This window comes from Streptomyces sp. R41, assembly GCF_041053055.1.
Classification (GTDB): domain Bacteria; phylum Actinomycetota; class Actinomycetes; order Streptomycetales; family Streptomycetaceae; genus Streptomyces.
Genome location: NZ_CP163443.1, coordinates 6,998,820 through 7,016,413, shown reverse-complemented (window position 1 = coordinate 7,016,413; position 17,594 = coordinate 6,998,820). Strand labels below are relative to the sequence as shown.

Genomic DNA, 17,594 nt, shown 5'->3' with positions numbered 1-17,594 from the left:
CCTGGCAATCATGAAACAGTGCACGCACGCCCACGCGCTGCCGCACCCCGAGCCCGAGCCCCTGAGCGAGACCTGTCTGGAGTGTCTGGCCGCCGGCACGCATCCGGTGCAGCTTCGCCTGTGTCTGGAGTGCGGACACCTCGGCTGCTGCGACTCCTCACCGCAGCGCCACGCGACGGAGCACTTCAAGGACACCGGACACCCGATCATGCGCACCTTCGAGCCCGGGGAGGACTGGCGTTGGTGCTTCGTCGACCACGTCCTCGTCTGACGCGTCGGCGGCATACTGGAAGGACTCGTGGATCACGTAGGCGTGCGACCCTCGATCCGGACGGTTCGACCGTCTGACGCCTGGGTACGTCAACCCGGCGCGCGCTCTTCCTATTTGGGCCCGCAGACCCCTAGCCACTGTCCGTACTCATAGGCTTACTATGAGTGACAGCAAGGGGCGGGGTCCCCAGGACAGGAAAGTTGGGAGCGCGGTAGCGTCACCGCTGAACCACGTACCGCGTTACCCCGGGGGGCGACCCTCGGCCCCGAAAGAGCTCGAATGAGCTTGTACCACCATGGAGGTGAGGGTGTCCCAGATCGCAGGCGAGCCCGCGACGAAGGACTTCGTGGAAGTCCGGCTGCCCGCCGCGGGTGCCTACCTGTCGGTGCTGCGCACGGCCACGGCCGGGCTTGCGGCCCGTTTGGACTTCACCCTCGACGAGATCGAGGACCTGCGCATCGCGGTGGACGAGGCCTGCGCGATCCTGCTGCAACAGGCCGTCCCCGGCTCGGTGCTCAGCTGTGTCTTCCGGCTCATCGACGACTCTCTGGAGGTCACGGTCTCGGCCCCGACCACGGACGGTCACGCCCCCTCCCGGGACACCTTCGCGTGGACCGTCCTCTCGGCCCTCGCCGGCAAGGTCGACTCGACCGTCGCCGAGGACAAGACCGTTTCGATCAGCCTCTACAAACAGCGCGGCGCGGGACCCGGGCCGGCGTGAGGAACGGGGACGGGCCGGTGCGGGACGAAGAGCGCGGCACACGGGAGCTTCCCGCCGAGCGTGTCGACGGCCTCGGCGGGCCGCGGCGCACGGCGGAAGGCGTCGACGGCATCCCCGAGCAGGCCCGACCGCACCCGGAGGACGGCGCCTCCTCGGCCGTATCCGAGGCGCCGATCGACGAGGACGAACGGGAGAAGCTCTCCGGCCAGGGCGACGGGCAACGGGATCCGGAGGGTGCCGCGCGGAGCACGTCCTCGGAGGGGCGACGGCTGGTGACGGGCGGGACTATGAGCGAGCACGAGCGAGACGACGAGCTGGGAGCGCAGAGCGTGCAGGGCGCGCAGCACGGGCCGAGCGCCCAGCACATCCAGCACGGGCCGAGCGCCCAGCAGATCCAGCACGACCCCCAGGACCGCAGTGGGGCACGGGCGATGTTCATCGAGCTGCGCAAGCTGAAGGAGGGCAGCGCCGAGTACGCCGAGCTGCGCAACCAGCTGGTCCGCATGCATCTGCCCCTCGTCGAGCACCTGGCCCGCCGCTTCCGCAACCGCGGGGAGCCGCTGGACGACCTCACCCAGGTCGCCACCATCGGCCTGATCAAGTCGGTCGACCGCTTCGACCCGGAGCGCGGCGTCGAGTTCTCGACGTACGCCACGCCGACGGTCGTCGGCGAGATCAAACGGCACTTCCGCGACAAGGGCTGGGCGGTGCGGGTGCCGCGCCGGCTGCAGGAGCTGCGGCTCGCGCTCACCACGGCGACCGCGGAGCTTTCGCAGCTGCACGGCCGCTCCCCCACGGTCCACGAGCTGGCCGAGAAGCTCGCCATCTCGGAGGAGGAGGTCCTGGAGGGCCTGGAGTCCGCCAACGCGTACTCCACGCTGTCCCTGGACGTCCCCGACACGGACGACGAGTCCCCGGCCGTCGCGGACACCCTGGGCGCCGAGGACGAGGCCCTGGAGGGCGTCGAGTACCGGGAATCGTTGAAACCGCTGCTCGAAGACCTCCCCCCGCGCGAGAAGCGCATCCTGCTGCTGCGCTTCTTCGGCAACATGACGCAGTCGCAGATCGCGCAGGAGGTCGGCATCTCCCAGATGCACGTGTCACGGCTGCTGGCCCGCACGCTGGCGCAGCTGCGGGAGAAGCTCCTCGTGGAGGAGTGAGACCAGCCGAGACCGGTTACTTCTGGTCCTGTACGTCCCTGCCGGGCCCTCGGATTCCGAGGGCCCGCGTCGTTGCCGGGTTCACCAGCAGCACCAGGGCCGCGATCGCGACGACCGCCAGGGCGATGCCGCCGGGGATCGCGATGCTGTCGGCCTGAAGCAGGTTGTAGGCCACGGGCAGCGCCATGATCTGGGTGATGACGGCCGGCCCCCGGCTCCAGCCGCGGCGCAGCAGCAGTCCGCGCGCGGCCAGCAGGGGCAGGAGGGCGAGCACGATCAGCGTGACGCCGCCGGTGACGGCCTGCTGCCGGTCGTCGGGGTCGCCCGTGAGGCCCAGGACGAGCATGTAGCCGCCGCCCGCTACGAGTGCGAGCCCCTCCAGCGCGGCCAGTGCCGCCGCGGCGGTCAGCCGCCCGGGGCGGGGTTCTGCGGTGGGGGCGTCAGGGGTGGGGTTCTGCTCAGGGCTCACCCCTGAAGAGTAGCCGTCGGCCCTGGGCGGCCGAGCGCTCCGGGTGTACAGCCTCACGTCACCGGGTGGGCAGACTCACGTCCCCGTCTCTTACCTGATCCCTACCTCGGTCTGGGATGAGTACCACCCAGTAGGTACGCTGCATCGCATGCGTGCACTTCTCGTGGTCAATCCGGCAGCAACCACCACAAGTGCGCGCACGCGTGACGTCTTGATCCACGCGCTGGCCAGCGAGATGAAGCTGGAGGCGGTCACCACCGAGTACCGCGGGCACGCCCGGGATCTCGGCCGGCAGGCCGCGGACAGCAAGGACATCGACCTGGTCGTGGCCCTCGGCGGCGACGGCACGGTCAACGAGGTCGTGAACGGCCTGCTCCACCATGGCCCCGATCCGGAGCGCCTGCCCCGCCTGGCCGTGGTCCCCGGCGGCTCCACCAATGTCTTCGCCCGCGCCCTGGGCCTGCCCAACGACGCCGTGGAGGCCACCGGCGCGCTGCTGGACGCGCTGCGCGAGGAGCGCGAACGCACGATCGGCCTGGGCCTGGCCGCGGGCACTCCCGGCACGGAGGACGAAGCCGTGCCCTCCCGCTGGTTCACCTTCTGCGCGGGACTCGGGTTCGACGCGGGCGTGATCGGCCGGGTCGAGCAGCAGCGCGAGCGCGGCAAGCGCTCCACGCATGCGCTGTATCTCCGCCAAGCGGTACGCACGTTTTTGGACGAACCTCACCGCAGACACGGAACGATCACACTGGAGCGCCCCGGCGCGGACCCGGTCACCGATCTGGTCCTGTCCATAATTTGCAACGCCTCGCCGTGGACGTTTCTCGGCAATCGTCCGGTGTACGCGGCGCCTAAGGCCTCGTTCGATACGGGGCTCGACGTACTCGGTCTCAGCCGCATGTCGACCACCGCGGTTGCCCGGTATGCCACGCAGTTGCTCACTTCGTCCCCCGAGCGGGGACCCCATGGCAAGCACGCCGTGTCCCTGCACGACCTGACGGACTTCACCTTGCATTCGAAGGCGCCGCTACCCCTTCAGATGGACGGCGACCACCTTGGACTGCGCACCAGCGTGACGTTCACAGGCGTACGCCGTGCACTGCGTGTGATTGTGTGAGCGGAAGGGCCCAAAGTCCTTTCACTCGAACGTTTAGACCAGGGTCCACCCCATGGAAGTACGGCTGTGACCTAGTCGACACCGAGGAATCAAAAAAAACTTTCCTGAAGGGGTTGTATCCGCCGCTGAGGTTTGCGAGTCTCTACGTGGCGCTCGGGACGGCCCGCAACATCGGCCACCACAGAGAGCCAGAACCCCTCCTCAAATCACAGGACCACGCCAGTCCGTCTGGTAGTCGGCCCTTCACTTGTTGAGGGATTCGTGAAAGCGTTCACATTCACAAGCAACCTGAATGTAATACCAAGGAGAGGTAGCAGCCATGGACTGGCGTCACAACGCCGTTTGCCGCGAGGAAGACCCCGAGCTCTTCTTCCCCATCGGCAACACCGGTCCTGCGCTGCTGCAGATCGAGGAAGCCAAGGCCGTCTGCCGCCGCTGCCCCGTCATGGAGCAGTGCCTGCAGTGGGCGCTCGAGTCCGGCCAGGACTCCGGCGTCTGGGGTGGCCTCAGCGAGGACGAGCGCCGCGCCATGAAGCGCCGCGCCGCCCGCAACCGGGCCCGTCAGGCCACCGCCTGACACCCCACCCCGCGAGCCTGAGCTTGGCGGCGCGTACAGCGAGTACGCATCTCCCGCCCCCGAGCCGCAGCGCGCAGTACCCCCGATGCGCATAGCAACGTGAGCGTGAGCCCCGGACCACCCAGTGGTCCGGGGCTCATTGCTGTTTGCGGCCGCAGGGATTGCTACTGAGCCCTGGTCACTTGTGTGACTGCCGCGGTCACTTGTGGGCCGGCACCGGGATGTCCAGGATCACCTGCGTACCGCGCTCCGGGGCGGCCACCATGTCGAAGGTGCCGCCCAACTCGCCCTCCACCAGCGTCCGTACGATCTGCAGGCCGAGGTTGCCCGAGCGGTGCGGGTCGAAGCCCTCGGGCAGACCGACTCCGTCGTCCTGGACGGTGACCAGCAGGCGGGCGTCCTTGGTGGTGCCGCCGCGCACCGCCGAGACCTCGACGGTGCCCCGGTCGCCCTCACGGAAGCCGTGCTCCAGGGCGTTCTGGAGAATTTCGGTGAGGACCATGGAGAGCGGGGTCGCGACCTCGGCGTCAAGGATGCCGAAACGGCCGGTGCGCCGGCCGGTGACCTTGCCGGGCGAGATCTCGGCGACCATGGCGAGCACCCGGTCGGCGATCTCGTCGAACTCCACGCGCTCGTCCAGGTTCTGGGAGAGCGTCTCGTGCACGATCGCGATCGAACCGACCCGGCGTACGGCTTCCTCCAGGGCCTCCCGGCCCTTGTCCGAGTCGATGCGCCGGGCCTGCAGCCGCAGCAGTGCCGCCACCGTCTGGAGGTTGTTCTTCACCCGGTGATGAATCTCCCGGATGGTCGCGTCCTTGGTGATCAACTCCCGCTCGCGGCGCCGCAGTTCGGTGACGTCGCGCAGCAGGACGAGTGAACCGACGCGGGTGCCCTTGGGCTTGAGCGGGATCGCACGCAGCTGGATCACCCCGTCACCGCTCTCGATCTCGAACTCACGGGGCGCCCAGCCGCTGGCGACCTTGGACAGCGCCTCGTCCACCGGGCCACGGGACGGAGCGAGTTCGGCGGTGGTCACACCGAGGTTGTGACCCACCAGGTCGGCGGCGAGGCCGAGGCGGTGGTACGCCGACAGCGCGTTCGGTGAGGCGTACTGGACGATGCCGTCCGCGTCGAGCCGGATCAGCCCGTCGCCCACCCGCGGCGAGGCGTCCATGTCGACCTGCTGGTTCGGGAACGGGAAGGAGCCCGCCGCGATCATCTGGGCGAGGTCGGAGGCGCTCTGGAGATACGTCAGCTCAAGCCGGCTCGGGGTGCGCACGGTGAGGAGGTTGGTGTTCCGGGCGATGACGCCGAGGACGCGTCCCTCGCGCCGTACGGGAATGGACTCGACCCGGACCGGAACCTCCTCGCGCCACTCCGGGTCGCCCTCGCGCACGATCCGGCCCTCGTCGAGCGCCGCGTCCAGCATCGGACGGCGGCCTCGCGGGACGAGGTGGCCGACCATGTCGTCCTGGTACGAGGTGGGGCCGGTGTTGGGCCGCATCTGGGCGACGGAGACATAGCGGGTGCCGTCGCGCGTGGGGACCCACAGGACGAGGTCGGCGAAGGAGAGGTCGGAGAGCAGCTGCCACTCCGAGACCAGCAGATGCAGCCACTCGAGATCGGAGTCACCGAGGGCGGTGTGCTGGCGTACGAGGTCGTTCATGGAGGGCACGTCTGCGAGCGTACCCGGCGGATACGACAGGCCTCGAAATCAGCCGCCCGCACCGGCTCCGGAAACACCCGCGGGCCGCGGCGCCTGGGAGGGACCCTCAACCCTCCCGGCACCGCAGCCCGGAGCAACAACGGCCGCGGGGGTGTGCGGTCCCGGTCGGCCGAAGAGAGGAGCCGGAGCAGTCAGGGCAGAGAGCGCCGGTTCCTCGGTCCGCCTTCCTGTGCGGGGAAGACGGAGGCTTGTTCACTTGCCTTCAATGCCTTCAGTTGCCAAAGCATTGTGGACTAGACCATGGTCCTGCGTCCATGCGCCTTCTGTCCATGCGTCGACGGATGTTTGTTGTTGTCTGTTTATCCAACATCCAACGGCATCCATCACGCAGACTAACCCGCTTCGGTTCATGAACGGGCCGGATTGGCGGATGAGTCGGCCGGATCGGCGGGTGACGGCGGCCACTCCGGCTCGAGGCCGGGACCAGAGCGCATGAACGACTTCGGAGAGGGCCTCCAGTTCCTCCCTGCCGGCGCCGTCGCGGGGCTGCTGGGACATGCCCTGGATGATCGCTCCGGTGTGCCGGGCGAGAGCCGCCGCGTCGGTGTCGGCGCGCAGCCCGCCCTGGGGGACCCCCGGCTTTGTACGACTCTCGAACGCGGCGATGCTCGCGCCTCAGTGGGTCTCCGTCACCTTTGCGAGGGCGCGCGGGGCGTCCGGGTCCTGGCCCCGGGCGATGGTGACCTCGTAGGCCAGGAGCTGGAGCGGGAGGATCTCCAGGATCGGCTGGACCTCTTCGGCGACGCCTTCGGTGGGCAGGACGAACCCGGCCGAGGCCTGTTCGACCTGGGCCCGGGGGCCGATGACGACGAGGTCGGCGCCGCGGCCGCGCAGCCGGTCGAGCACGGGCTGAAGCGCTTCGCCGCCCTTGCCGTCGGTGACGACCGCGATGACCGGCGAGATGTTGTCGACCATGGCGAGGGGGCCGTGCAGGAGGTCGGCGCCGGAGTAGGAGAGGGCAGGGATGTAGCTGGTCTCCATCAGCTTCAGGGCGGCTTCCTTGGCGGTGGGGTAGCCGTAGCCGCGCGAGGTGATCACCATGCGCTCGGCGAAGCGGTAGCGCGAGGCGAGGGCCCTGACCTCGTCCTGGCGGGCGAGGAGTCCGGCGGCGAGGTCGGGCAGCACCTTCGCGGGGGCGCCGTCGCCGCCGCGCAGTCCTTCGACGAAGAGATAGAGGGCGAGGAGTGAGGCCGTATAGGTCTTGGTGGCGGGGAGGGCCTTCTCCGGTCCGGCCATGATGTCGATGTGGTACTCGGAGACGGCGGCCAGCGGTGAGTCCGGGTTGTTGGTCACCGCGAGGGTGATGGCGCCGGCCTCGCGGGCGGCCCGGGTCGAGGCGACCAGGTCCGGGGAGCCGCCGGACTGACTGACGGTGATCACCAGGACGTCGGTGAGATCGGGGTGCGCGCCGTAGGCCGTGGTCGTCGACATCGAGGTGAGCCCGCAGGGCAGGCCCAGGCGGATCTCCAGGAGGTACTTCGCATACAGGGCCGCGTTGTCGGAGGTGCCGCGTGCGGTGAGCAGCACGAAGCGCGGCTTGCGGGAGGCGATCCGCCGGGCCACGTCCTGGATCCGGGGCGCGCCCGCGTCGAGGATCCGCCGCAGCATGTCGGGCTGTTCGGCCATCTCCCGGGCCATGATCCCGCCCGGGCGGTCGCCCTGGGAGGTGCCCTGGGGGTGCGGGGGCGTGGCGGTCATGGGTGCCTCCTTGTGCGCGGTGTGCGATGCGGCGTGTGCGATGCGGCGTGTGCGATGCGGCGTGTGCCGTGCGTGCGTCATGCGGCTGCGGCGTGCGGCGTGAGTCGGTGTGCGGTTTCCATTGCACTCCCCCGGGTGGGGGCTCGCGCGTCCGGGTGGAGCCTTCGGGGCGACGGGAGGGTGACGCTCTGCTAGATTGGTCTATACCACATGTGTCCCCCTTCGGGTTCCAGTTGAGTCCCCTGAGTCCCCTCTCCAGATCGGCAGGCCCAGCGTGGAAGTTGTCATCGTCCCGGACGCCAAGGCGGGCGGCGAGCTGATCGCCGAGGCCATGGCCGAGCTGCTCCGGCGCAAGCCCGACGCCCTGCTCGGCGTGGCCACCGGCTCGACTCCGCTGCCCATTTACGAGGCGCTGGCGGCCAAAGTGAAGTCCGGTGCCGTGGACGCCTCGGGCGCGCGGATCGCCCAGCTCGACGAGTACGTGGGGCTGCCGGCCGAGCATCCGGAGTCGTACCGCTCCGTGCTGCGGCGGGAGGTGCTCGAACCGCTGGGCCTGGGCATGGCCGCGTTCATGGGGCCGGACGGCACCGCGGAGGACGTGCAGGCCGCGTGCGAGACGTACGACAAGGCGCTGGCGGAGGCCGGTGGGGTCGATCTGCAGCTGCTCGGGATCGGGACGGACGGGCACATCGGGTTCAACGAGCCGTGCTCCTCGCTCGCCTCGCGGACCCGGATCAAGACGCTGACCGAGCAGACCCGGGTGGACAACGCGCGGTTCTTCGAGGGCGACATCGGGCAGGTGCCGCACCACGTCATCACCCAGGGCATCGGCACGATTCTGGAAGCGCGGCATCTGGTGCTGCTCGCGACGGGCGAGGGCAAGGCGGACGCGGTTGCCGCGACTGTGGAGGGGCCGGTTGCCGCGGTGTGCCCCGCTTCGGCCCTTCAGCTTCACCCGCACGCCACGGTGGTTGTGGACGAGGGGGCGGCTTCCAAGCTGAAGCTTGCGGATTACTTCCGGCATACGTTTGTCAACAAGCCTGAGTGGCAGGGGATTTAGGCCGGTTGGCGCTTTGCGAAGGCGCCGGGGCTCCCCTTGCAGGGTGCCCCGGCGCCTTCGCATGTCGGACTCACGGTCGTCGGGCGGGTGCGGCCCGGCGGGTGGTGTGTGCCCACACGTTCCGCCCCTTGCGGAACGCCTGCCCACACACCACGTCCGCCCACACGGCACCCTCGGCAAGCGCGCCCCACATCACCCAGCCCGCGCACACGGCATCCTCGGCTGGTGGCCTCGCAGTACCAGCCCGGCTGTCGGGTGGGTCAGGCGCCCGTGATGACCTCCGCCGCCGCTCGGCCGCACACCCTTGCCGCGCCGTGGGTGGCGATGTGGAGGGCGCCCCGGGGTGGGGACTGGGGTACGCCCATCTCGACCACGATGGTGTCGGGGCGGGCGGCGAGAAGAGTGTCGAGGGCGGCTGCCATCCAGGGATGGCGGTGCTCGTCGCGGAGGACGGCGACGATCCGGCGGGGGCCCGCGGCGGCGAGGGCCGAGGGGCCCGCGTTCTCGCCGGTGAAGCTGCCGGTCTCCGTGCCGGGGAGCAGGCGGGCCAGTTCCGCCGCCACACCCCAGGGGGTCTCGTCGCCCACCGCGATGTTCGCGACCGGGGTGAGGGCGGCGACGTACGGGGCCTCGGTGAGCGGCGCGTACGTCTCGGAGTGGGTCACCGTGAGTGCACGACGGGCGGCCACGAGGCCGACCTCGACACGATCACTGGCGCCCGCACCCGCCTCCGCATCCACTCCCGTACCGGCACCAGCACCCGTGAGTACCCCGGCTCCCCCGCCCGCACGCGCGCCCCCGGAAGAAGCCGTCCAACGTGCCAGTTCCCGTACCCGGTTCGCCGCGTCCGCGAGGCGTTCCTCCGGGAGTTCGCCGGTGCGGACGGCGGAGACGAGGGCGTCGCGCAGGCGGCGTACCGTGTCGTCGTCCGCCAGCCCCCCGCCCACACAGATCGCGTCGGCGCCCGCGGCGATGGCGAGGACGCTGCCGCGTTCGATGCCGTAGGTCGCGGCGATGGCCTGCATCTCCATGCCGTCGGTGACGATGAGGCCGTCGTAGCCGAGTTCCTCGCGCAGCAGGCCGGTGAGAACGCGGCGGGAGAGGGTGGCCGGGCGCTCGGGGTCCAGCGCCGGGACGAGGATGTGCGCGCTCATCACGGCGCGGGTGCCCGCGGCGATCGCGGCGCGGAACGGGGCGAGTTCGCGGGACTGGAGCACCGACAGCTCGGCGTCGATGGCCGGCAGCGCGTGGTGCGAGTCGACCGCCGTGTCGCCGTGGCCCGGGAAGTGCTTGGTGCAGGCGGCGACGCCGGCGGACTGGAGTCCGGTGACGTAGGCCGCCGTGTGCCGGGCCACCAGGTCCGTGTCGGCGCCGAAGGACCGTACGCCGATGACCGGGTTCGACGGGTTCGAGTTCACGTCCGCGGACGGGGCCCAGTTGAGGTTGACTCCGCAGGCCGCGAGACGGCGGCCGAGTTCGGCGGCGACCTCCCTCGTGAGCTCGACGTCGTCCACCGCCCCCAGCGCGTGGTTCCCCGGGAAGGACGAACCCGTCCGTACCTCCAGGCGTGTCACGTCACCGCCCTCCTCGTCGATCGCGACGAGCACGTCGTCGCGTTCGGCGCGCAACTGGGCCGTCAGGGCGGCCAGTTGCTCGGTCGAGGCGATGTTGCGGCCGAACAGGCCGACCGAGGCGAGGCCTTGGCCGAGGCGGCGGAGCAGCCAGTCGGGGGCCGTGGTTCCCGGGAAACCGGGCTGGAGGACCGTCAGGGCGTCACGGGTCAGGCCATCTTTTTCTGAATTGGATGCAGCGGTACCACTGGCGAGTGTCGTCATCGGGGTGGCGTTATCCCTTCACGGCGCCTGCGACAAGGCCGCTGACGGCCTTCCGCTGCAGGAAGACGAAGAGGATCAGGATCGGTACGGCGAACAGCGAGGCCGCTGCCATGGTGGCACCCCAGTCGTCGCCGAAGGTCGTCTGGAAGCTGGACAGCCACAGCGGGAGGGTCTGGGCCTCGATGTCCTTGTTGAGGATGAGGACCATGGGGAACTCGTTCCAGGCGGTGATGAACCCGAAGAGCGAGGTGGCCATCAGGCCGGGCGCGAGCAGCGGGAAGATCACCTTGATGAAGGCCTGGGTGCGGGTGCAGCCGTCGACCATGGCCGACTCCTCCAGCTCCTTCGGCACGGCGGCGACGTATCCGCGCAGGGTCAGGATGGTGAAGGGCAGCACCATGACCATGTAGAAGAAGGTCAGCGGGACCAGGCTGTTCAGCATCTCGGCGTCGCGCACGATCATGTAGACCGCGATGACCATGACCTCCCAGGGGGCCATCTGCGCGATCATGAACGTGATGATGAAGCCGCGCCGACCCCTGAACCGCATCCGCGCGAGCGCGAAGGAGGCGAGCAGCGCGATGACGAGTGACAGGAGCACCGACAGCACGGTGACCGTCACGGAGTTGCCGACCAGCGTCCAGAAGTGGTCCGCGTCCACGGCCTTCTTGAAGTGCTCGAACGTGGCGTCGGTCGGGAAGAAGACGGGGTCCTCGGAGATGATGTCGCCGGTCGGCTTGAAGGCCGTGGAGAACATCCAGTAGACGGGGAACGCGAAGACCACGAAAAGGACGATCGCCGTCGCGTTGGGCCACAGGCGGCCGATCAGGGAGCGCTTCACAGCTCGTCCTCCTCCTGCTTGATGACGGTCCGGAGGTAGTACGCGGTCAGGGCCAGCAGGATCAGGATGGTGAGGAACGAGATCGCCGCGCCCATGCCGAAGTGCTGGTTCCCGACGCCCTCGACGTAGGCGTAGATCGGCAGGGTCTCGGTGAGCCGGTCGGGGCCGCCTGCGTTCATCGCGAAGAGCTGGGTGAACGACTTGAAGACCCAGATGACCTCAAGGAAGGTCGTGGCCCACAGGAACGGCCGCAGGAAGGGGAAGGTCACCGAAGTGAAGGACTTCCAGGCGTCGGCGCCGTCCAGCGAGGCCGCCTCGTACAGCTCCTTGGGGATCGTGGTCGTCGCGGCGTAGAGGTTGATCGCCACGAACGGGATGGACATCCAGACGATCAGCAGGGTGACCACGGAGAAGGTGGAGAACTGGGTGCCGAGCCAGTTGTAGTCGGCCATGGAGTGCCAGCCGAGCTTGTCCAGGATCCAGTTGACGACGCCGAAGCGCTGCGCGAACAGCCACTGGTAGACGGTGGTCGCCGCGACCATGGGCATCGCCCAGGCCAGCACCAGGCCGAGCATCAGCGTCAGCCGCATGCGTCTGCCAAGCCGGGCCAGGAGCAGGCCGACGAGGGTGCCGAGCACCATGATGAGGACGACGTTGGCGGCGGTGAAGACGACCGACCGTCCGACGACCTTCCAGAAGTCGGAACCGGACAGCACGTCCTTGTAGTTGTCGATCCCGTTCCACTCGGTGAGGTGGAGGATCAGCTGGCGCGGGTTGAGGTTCTGGAACGACAGCATGCCGTTCTTCACCAGGGGCCAGCCCAGCAGCACCGCGGTGGCTGCCAAGGCCGGCAGCAGGAGCAGATAGGGCGCGGACGCGCCGCCTCGTCCCTTCGTCCGGCTCTCCCCGTCTCCCGGTGGGGACGCGTCACTCTTGCGGATCCCGGCCGCCGGGACCGTGTCCGCGCGTTCGGTCTGCACTGACATGCTCGCCATCTCTCTGTGGCCCTACTGGTCGATGCACCACTGCTCGATGCACCACTGCGCCGGGGCGCCCTCTTCTGGGGCGCCCCGGCACGGGTGATCAGCTCGTCTGCGAGAGACGCTTGTTGATCTCGGCCTCGACCTGCTTGGCGGCGTCGGCGGGCGACTTACCGTTCAGCACCGCGGTCATGTAGGTCTTGATCGGGTTCGGGGCGTTCTCGACGGCGGCCCACTCGGGGATCAGCGGCGTGGTGCCACCGCCGGCCGCGGCCGGGGCGGCGGCCACGGCGGCGGGGTTGGCCGAGAGGTTGGTCTGCAGCGACTCCTTGTTCGGGATGACGCCGTTCTCCTTGGCGAGCGCGCCCTCGAACTTGTCGGACAGGGCCAGCTTCAGGAACTCCTTGGCAAGCTCCTGCTTCTTGCTGCCGGCGGCCACCGCGAAGTTGGAGCCACCCAGGAAGACGCCCTCGGGCTTGTCGGCCGTCTCACCCGGGATGGTGAAGTAGCCGATGTTCTTCTCGATGGCCTTGTTGGCCGCGATGGCCGTGCCGGCCTCCCAGCCCATGCCGATGAAGGCGCCGGTCTTGCCCTTGGCGAAGACCTCGGCCTGCTGCGGGGTCGCCTCGTCCTTGTCCTTGGGGGCCTTGGAGTAGGACTGGTACTCCTTGTAGATCTCCATGGCCTTGCCGACCTTCGGGTCGGCGAGGTTGGAGACGTACTTGTCGCCGTCCTTCTTCACCAGGTCGGCGCCCTGGCCGATGGTCAGGCCGTCGAAGAAGTACCAGTTCTGGCCGGGCAGGTAGATCGGCTCGGCGTCGGTCTTCTTGTCGATGGCCTGAAGGTCCTTGAAGAACTCGTCCCGGGTCTTCGGGGTGTCCTTGATGCCGGCGTCCGCCCAGACCTTCTTGTTGTAGATGACGACGCGGTTGGCGAAGTACCACGGGGCCGCGTACTGCTTGCCGTCGTAGACCGAGGACTTGTTGAGGGCCTCGGTCCAGTCGGCGCCGATCTCCGACTTGAGGTCCGTCAGGTCCGCGAGACCGCCGGTGGCCGCGTAGGCGGGGGTCTGGGTGTTGCCGACCTCGATGACGTCCGGCGGGTTGTCCTCGGAGAGGGCGGTGGTGATCTTCTGCTGGATGCCGTTCCACTGCTGGGTCTGGAACTTCAGCTTGGCGCCGGTCTTCTTCTCGAAGGCCGCCGTCAGGTCCTTGGTCCAGCCGGGAGGCGTCGAGCCGTCCATGGCCCAGACGGTCAGGGTCTGCCCCTTGAAGCCGTCGGCACCCGTCTTCTTGCCGCTGTCGCCGTCGTCGCCCCCGCACGCCGCGATGGAGACCATCATTCCCGCGATACCGATCGCGGCTATCAGCTTGCGCTTCACGCCACCCTCCTCAGGGATGCCACAAACCCCCCTGGCTCCCCGCGGTTACATATGAGGTGTACCGCCCGTGGGGCCGGGACTGGACCAATGGTGTAGACCAGTACGGGGAGCTTGGCCTAGACCTAGAGGGGTGTCAAGGAGTTCGCGACCCCTCTGACCGTCCGTTATCCGACCTACATATGCAGGGACCTTTAAGTAGGTAACCGACATAATTAACGGCGCTGTTCGCGCGCTCACGGGTGGACCAGTTCAGCGCGGTGGACTAGACCAACAGGTACGCCGACGGTATATAGAGGGGATCACGGAGCGTGCGAGGGGACACTCGCACATGAAGCCGTGCCACGATGTGAGCCGTGGCCGATGGGGATGTCGGCCGTTTCGGCATCCGGAGCCGGGAAGGCAGAGCATGAGCGCCGACGTCAGCAGTGCGGAGAACGAGGGTGGGGCCCCCATCCGTACCGCGCGCGTGCCCAAGTACTACCGCCTGAAGAAGCACCTGCTCGACATGACGGAGACACTGCCGCCCGGCACGCCGGTACCGCCCGAGCGCACCCTCGCCGCCGAGTTCGACACCTCGCGCACGACCGTGCGGCAGGCCCTTCAGGAGCTGGTCGTCGAGGGCCGCCTCGAACGCATCCAGGGCAAGGGCACCTTCGTGGCCAAGCCCAAGGTCTCCCAGGCGCTGCAACTCACCTCGTACACCGAGGACATGCGCGCCCAGGGCCTCGAACCCACCTCGCAGCTGCTGGACATCGGCTACATCACCGCCGACGAGACCCTCGCCGGGCTGCTCGACATCTCGGCCGGCGGCCGGGTGCTGCGCATCGAGCGCCTGCGCCTGGCGAGCGGCGAACCGATGGCGATCGAGACGACCCACCTGTCCGCGAAGCGCTTCCCCGCCCTGCGCAGGTCACTCGTCAAGTACACCTCCCTCTACACCGCGCTCGCCGAGGTGTACGACGTCCATCTCGCCGAGGCCGAGGAGACCATCGAGACATCGCTGGCCACCCCGCGCGAGGCCGGACTGCTCGGCACCGACGTCGGCCTGCCCATGCTGATGCTCTCCCGGCACTCGCTGGACAAGCAGGGCGAGCCGGTGGAGTGGGTGCGCTCGGTGTACCGGGGCGACCGGTACAAGTTCGTGGCACGCCTGAAGCGCCCGCAGGAGTAATCCGAGGCTCAAGGACTGCAGGAGCAATCGAGGCTCAAGCACCGGCAGGAGCAATGCGGCTCAAGCACCCGCGGGTATCGAGGCTCGGGCGCCCGCGGAAATAAGCCACTTGAGGTAGGCACGTGGTGTAGCGCGACTCACCTTCCTGCTCTACGTTCCTCCCGTCACCGCATGGACGGGAGGACGAACGGTGCGTACCGCCAAGCCTCGAACCATCGTCATCTGGACCCTCGTCGCGCTGGTGGGCGCCGCGGGCTGGTCCGTGCTCGCGCTCGCCCGGGGCGAGAACGTGTCGGCCGCCTGGATGGTCGCCGCCGCGCTCGGCTCCTACGCCATCGCTTATCGCTTCTACGCGAAGTTCATCGCGCACAAGGTGCTCAAGGTCGACGGGACACGGGCCACCCCGGCGGAGCGGCTGAACAACGGCATCGACTTCCATCCGACGGACCGGCGCGTGCTGCTCGGCCACCACTTCGCCGCGATCGCGGGCGCGGGCCCGCTGGTCGGCCCGGTGCTGGCCGCGCAGATGGGCTATCTGCCCGGCACCATCTGGATCATCGCCGGAGTGATCTTCGCGGGCGCGGTCCAGGACATGGTGGTCCTGTTCTTCTCCACGCGCCGGGACGGGCGGTCGCTCGGGCAGATGGCCCGCGAGGAGATCGGCCCGTTCGGCGGGGCGGCAGCGCTGCTCGCCGCCTTCGCCATCATGATCATCCTGCTCGGGGTGCTCGCGCTGGTGATCGTGAACGCGCTCGCCGCCTCCCCCTGGGGGACGTTCTCCATCGGAATGACGATCCCGATCGCCCTGCTGATGGGCTTCTACCTGCGCGTCCTGCGCCCGGGACGCGTCACCGAGGTCTCGCTGATCGGTGTGGCGCTCCTGCTGCTCGCCCTCGTCGCGGGCCGCTGGGTCGCCGAGTCCTCCTGGGCCGACACCTTCACCCTCGCCCCCTCCACGCTGGTCATCTGGCTGGTGGCGTACGGCTTCATCGCCTCGATCCTGCCGGTCTGGATGCTTCTCGCCCCCCGCGACTACCTCTCCACCTTCATGAAGATCGGCACTATCGCGCTGCTCGCGCTCGGCGTCGTCATCGCGCTGCCGACGCTGAAGATGGACGCGGTCACGGACTTCGCCAAGCGGGGCGACGGCCCGGTCTTCGCGGGCTCACTCTTCCCGTTCGTCTTCATCACCATCGCCTGCGGCGCGCTCTCCGGCTTCCACTCACTCATCTCATCGGGCACCACACCCAAGATGATCCAGAAGGAGACGCAGGTCCGGATGATCGGATACGGCTCCATGCTGATGGAGTCGTCGGTCGCGATCATGGCCCTGGTCGCCGCGTGCATCATCGACCCGGGCCTGTACTTCGCGATGAACGCGCCCGCGGGCGTCATCGGCACCACCGTCGAATCGGCGTCGCACGCGGTCGCGAACTTCGGGTACACCATCTCCCCGGCGGACCTCGCGAAAGCCGCGCACCAGGTCGAGGAACAGAGCCTGCTCTCCCGCACCGGCGGCGCGCCCACGCTCGCCGTCGGCGTCTCCGAGATCTTCTCGAAGGTCACCGGCGGAAGCCTGCGCGCCTTCTGGTACCACTTCGCGATCATGTTCGAGGCGCTGTTCATCCTGACGGCGCTGGACGCGGGCACGCGCGTGGGCCGGTTCATGCTCCAGGACATGCTGGGCAACGTCTACCGCCCCTTCAAGAACGTGAGCTGGAAGCCCGGCCTGATCGCCACCAGCGCCCTCGTGTGCGGTCTGTGGGGCTACTTCCTCTGGGTCGGCGTCCACGAACCCCTCGGCGGCATCAACCAGCTCTTCCCGATCTTCGGCATCTCGAACCAGTTGCTCGCGGCCGTCGCCCTCGCCGTCTGCACGACCCTTCTGGTGAAGTCCGGACGCCTCAAGTGGGCCTGGATCACCGGCATCCCACTCGTCTGGGACGCCACGGTGACACTCACGGCCAGCTACCAGAAGGTGTTCTCCAGCGATCCACGCGTCGGGTTCTTCAAGCAGCGCAGTGTCTACCAGGACGGCATCGACGCCGGAAAGGTCCTGCCGCCCGCCAAGAGCATGGACGACATGCACACCGTGGTCACCAACTCCACGGTGGACGGCGTTCTTTCGGCCGTCCTGGCCGTGCTCATCGTCGTCGTCATCGTGGACGCGGCCCGGGTGTGTGTCCGCCACATACGCCGCCCGGCCCTCTCCACGCTGAGCGAGACGCCGTACGTCGAGTCGAAGATCGTAGCCCCGGCCGGACTGATCCCCACCCAGCGGGAGAGGCAGGAGGTGCGAGATGCGATCGGCGCTGCACCGGGCAGCTAGCGGAATCCGTTGGTACATACGCGAGTTGACGGACGAATCCACGTACGACCGCTATGTCGCGCATATCCGCAAGGACCACCCGGACGCGCCCATACCCTCGCGCCGGGACTTCGAACGAGCACGCACGGACCGTCAGGAGGAGGACCCGCGCCAGGGGTTCCGCTGCTGCTGACGGCCGGAATCGCACCCACACGAACCCTCCACATCCGCTATCCGGACAGGGGTTCCATAAAGCGGAACCGTCGCCTAGATTGCCTG

At 68.7% G+C, this 17,594-nt stretch carries 16 protein-coding genes and 1 pseudogene; 9 read left to right on the top strand and 8 right to left on the bottom strand.

Features of this window, described 5'->3' with window-relative positions; all coding sequences use genetic code 11:
- The first annotated feature begins 10 nt into the window (after window positions 1–10).
- The 3 genes from AB5J53_RS32125 to AB5J53_RS32115 all read left to right on the top strand — a co-directional run bounded on the left by AB5J53_RS32125 (window position 11) and on the right by AB5J53_RS32115 (window position 2,152).
- A complete protein-coding gene (locus tag AB5J53_RS32125) occupies window positions 11–271 on the top strand; it encodes a UBP-type zinc finger domain-containing protein (protein WP_369249102.1) in 261 nt (86 codons plus the stop codon).
- Between the two features lie 307 nt (window positions 272–578).
- Window positions 579–992 (top strand): anti-sigma regulatory factor, encoded by a 414-nt coding sequence (locus AB5J53_RS32120; RefSeq protein ID WP_054228129.1) that lies wholly within the window; start codon window positions 579–581, stop codon window positions 990–992.
- On the top strand, window positions 989–2,152 hold the full coding sequence (locus AB5J53_RS32115) for an RNA polymerase sigma factor SigF (RefSeq protein ID WP_369249101.1): 1,164 nt from the start codon (window positions 989–991) through the stop codon (window positions 2,150–2,152). The genes AB5J53_RS32120 and AB5J53_RS32115 overlap by 4 nt, the downstream gene beginning before the upstream one ends.
- Before the next feature lie 16 nt (window positions 2,153–2,168).
- Here AB5J53_RS32115 and AB5J53_RS32110 read toward each other — a convergent pair whose 3' ends face one another.
- Window positions 2,169–2,621: a hypothetical protein gene (locus AB5J53_RS32110; protein ID WP_369249100.1), complete on the bottom strand. Its 453-nt coding sequence runs from the start codon at window positions 2,619–2,621 to the stop codon at window positions 2,169–2,171.
- A gap of 148 nt (window positions 2,622–2,769) precedes the next feature.
- Here AB5J53_RS32110 and AB5J53_RS32105 point away from each other — a divergent pair, with 148 nt between their 5' ends.
- Together AB5J53_RS32105 and AB5J53_RS32100 are read left to right on the top strand one after the other, a co-directional pair.
- Window positions 2,770–3,738: a diacylglycerol kinase family protein gene (locus AB5J53_RS32105; protein WP_369249099.1), complete on the top strand. Its 969-nt coding sequence runs from the start codon at window positions 2,770–2,772 to the stop codon at window positions 3,736–3,738.
- 319 nt (window positions 3,739–4,057) lie between these two features.
- On the top strand, window positions 4,058–4,315 hold the full coding sequence (locus tag AB5J53_RS32100) for a WhiB family transcriptional regulator (protein ID WP_006380970.1): 258 nt from the start codon (window positions 4,058–4,060) through the stop codon (window positions 4,313–4,315).
- Window positions 4,316–4,514: 199 nt separating this feature from the next.
- Here AB5J53_RS32100 and AB5J53_RS32095 read toward each other — a convergent pair whose 3' ends face one another.
- From AB5J53_RS32095 to AB5J53_RS32085, 3 genes and pseudogenes are all read right to left on the bottom strand, one after another.
- The gene (locus tag AB5J53_RS32095; RefSeq protein WP_369252605.1) at window positions 4,515–5,981 is read right to left on the bottom strand and encodes a sensor histidine kinase; all 1,467 of its coding nucleotides are present in this window, start codon (window positions 5,979–5,981) and stop codon (window positions 4,515–4,517) included.
- Window positions 5,982–6,458: 477 nt separating this feature from the next.
- Window positions 6,459–6,653: pseudogene (locus AB5J53_RS32090) on the bottom strand (TetR/AcrR family transcriptional regulator); the annotation flags it as partial.
- A gap of 3 nt (window positions 6,654–6,656) precedes the next feature.
- The gene (locus AB5J53_RS32085) at window positions 6,657–7,739 is read right to left on the bottom strand and encodes an SIS domain-containing protein (protein ID WP_369249098.1); all 1,083 of its coding nucleotides are present in this window, start codon (window positions 7,737–7,739) and stop codon (window positions 6,657–6,659) included.
- A 274-nt stretch (window positions 7,740–8,013) separates the two neighbouring features.
- Here AB5J53_RS32085 and nagB point away from each other — a divergent pair, with 274 nt between their 5' ends.
- Window positions 8,014–8,799, top strand: a complete 786-nt coding sequence (nagB, locus tag AB5J53_RS32080) for a glucosamine-6-phosphate deaminase (RefSeq protein WP_369249097.1) — start codon at window positions 8,014–8,016, stop codon at window positions 8,797–8,799.
- A 260-nt stretch (window positions 8,800–9,059) separates the two neighbouring features.
- On the opposite strand, the gene AB5J53_RS32075 is transcribed toward nagB, so the two are convergent.
- The 4 genes from AB5J53_RS32075 to AB5J53_RS32060 form a co-directional block, all read right to left on the bottom strand.
- Window positions 9,060–10,634, bottom strand: coding sequence for a glycoside hydrolase family 3 protein (locus AB5J53_RS32075; protein WP_369249096.1), 1,575 nt, complete (start codon window positions 10,632–10,634; stop codon window positions 9,060–9,062).
- Between the two features lie 10 nt (window positions 10,635–10,644).
- Window positions 10,645–11,475, bottom strand: coding sequence for a carbohydrate ABC transporter permease (locus AB5J53_RS32070; RefSeq protein WP_369249095.1), 831 nt, complete (start codon window positions 11,473–11,475; stop codon window positions 10,645–10,647).
- Complete coding sequence (locus AB5J53_RS32065; protein ID WP_369249094.1) at window positions 11,472–12,461, bottom strand: carbohydrate ABC transporter permease; 990 nt, start codon at window positions 12,459–12,461, stop codon at window positions 11,472–11,474. The genes AB5J53_RS32070 and AB5J53_RS32065 overlap by 4 nt, the downstream gene beginning before the upstream one ends.
- Before the next feature lie 97 nt (window positions 12,462–12,558).
- Window positions 12,559–13,836 carry an extracellular solute-binding protein gene (locus tag AB5J53_RS32060; RefSeq protein ID WP_369249093.1) on the bottom strand — a complete coding sequence of 426 codons (1,278 nt, stop codon included), beginning with the start codon at window positions 13,834–13,836 and terminating at the stop codon, window positions 12,559–12,561.
- Window positions 13,837–14,242: 406 nt separating this feature from the next.
- Here AB5J53_RS32060 and AB5J53_RS32055 point away from each other — a divergent pair, with 406 nt between their 5' ends.
- The 3 genes from AB5J53_RS32055 (at window position 14,243) to AB5J53_RS32045 (ending at window position 17,508) form a co-directional block, all read left to right on the top strand.
- Window positions 14,243–15,007, top strand: coding sequence for a GntR family transcriptional regulator (locus AB5J53_RS32055; RefSeq protein ID WP_189189334.1), 765 nt, complete (start codon window positions 14,243–14,245; stop codon window positions 15,005–15,007).
- Between the two features lie 190 nt (window positions 15,008–15,197).
- Window positions 15,198–17,336 carry a carbon starvation CstA family protein gene (locus tag AB5J53_RS32050; RefSeq protein WP_369249092.1) on the top strand — a complete coding sequence of 713 codons (2,139 nt, stop codon included), beginning with the start codon at window positions 15,198–15,200 and terminating at the stop codon, window positions 17,334–17,336.
- Window positions 17,308–17,508, top strand: coding sequence for a YbdD/YjiX family protein (locus AB5J53_RS32045; RefSeq protein WP_369249091.1), 201 nt, complete (start codon window positions 17,308–17,310; stop codon window positions 17,506–17,508). Before AB5J53_RS32050 ends, AB5J53_RS32045 begins: the two co-directional genes overlap by 29 nt.
- Window positions 17,509–17,594 lie beyond the last annotated feature (86 nt).

What these genes read in the sequence shown, in the direction of transcription:
- AB5J53_RS32125 (WP_369249102.1), top strand. Translation starts at nt 11, where the DNA reads ATGAAACAGTGCACGCACGCCCACGCGCTGCCGCACCCCGAGCCCGAG.
- AB5J53_RS32105 (WP_369249099.1), top strand. Translation starts at nt 2,770, where the DNA reads ATGCGTGCACTTCTCGTGGTCAATCCGGCAGCAACCACCACAAGTGCG.
- AB5J53_RS32100 (WP_006380970.1), top strand. Translation starts at nt 4,058, where the DNA reads ATGGACTGGCGTCACAACGCCGTTTGCCGCGAGGAAGACCCCGAGCTC.
- AB5J53_RS32095 (WP_369252605.1), bottom strand. Translation starts at nt 5,981, where the DNA reads ATGAACGACCTCGTACGCCAGCACACCGCCCTCGGTGACTCCGATCTC.
- AB5J53_RS32085 (WP_369249098.1), bottom strand. Translation starts at nt 7,739, where the DNA reads ATGACCGCCACGCCCCCGCACCCCCAGGGCACCTCCCAGGGCGACCGC.
- AB5J53_RS32075 (WP_369249096.1), bottom strand. Translation starts at nt 10,634, where the DNA reads ATGACGACACTCGCCAGTGGTACCGCTGCATCCAATTCAGAAAAAGAT.
- AB5J53_RS32065 (WP_369249094.1), bottom strand. Translation starts at nt 12,461, where the DNA reads ATGTCAGTGCAGACCGAACGCGCGGACACGGTCCCGGCGGCCGGGATC.
- AB5J53_RS32055 (WP_189189334.1), top strand. Translation starts at nt 14,243, where the DNA reads ATGAGCGCCGACGTCAGCAGTGCGGAGAACGAGGGTGGGGCCCCCATC.
- AB5J53_RS32045 (WP_369249091.1), top strand. Translation starts at nt 17,308, where the DNA reads ATGCGATCGGCGCTGCACCGGGCAGCTAGCGGAATCCGTTGGTACATA.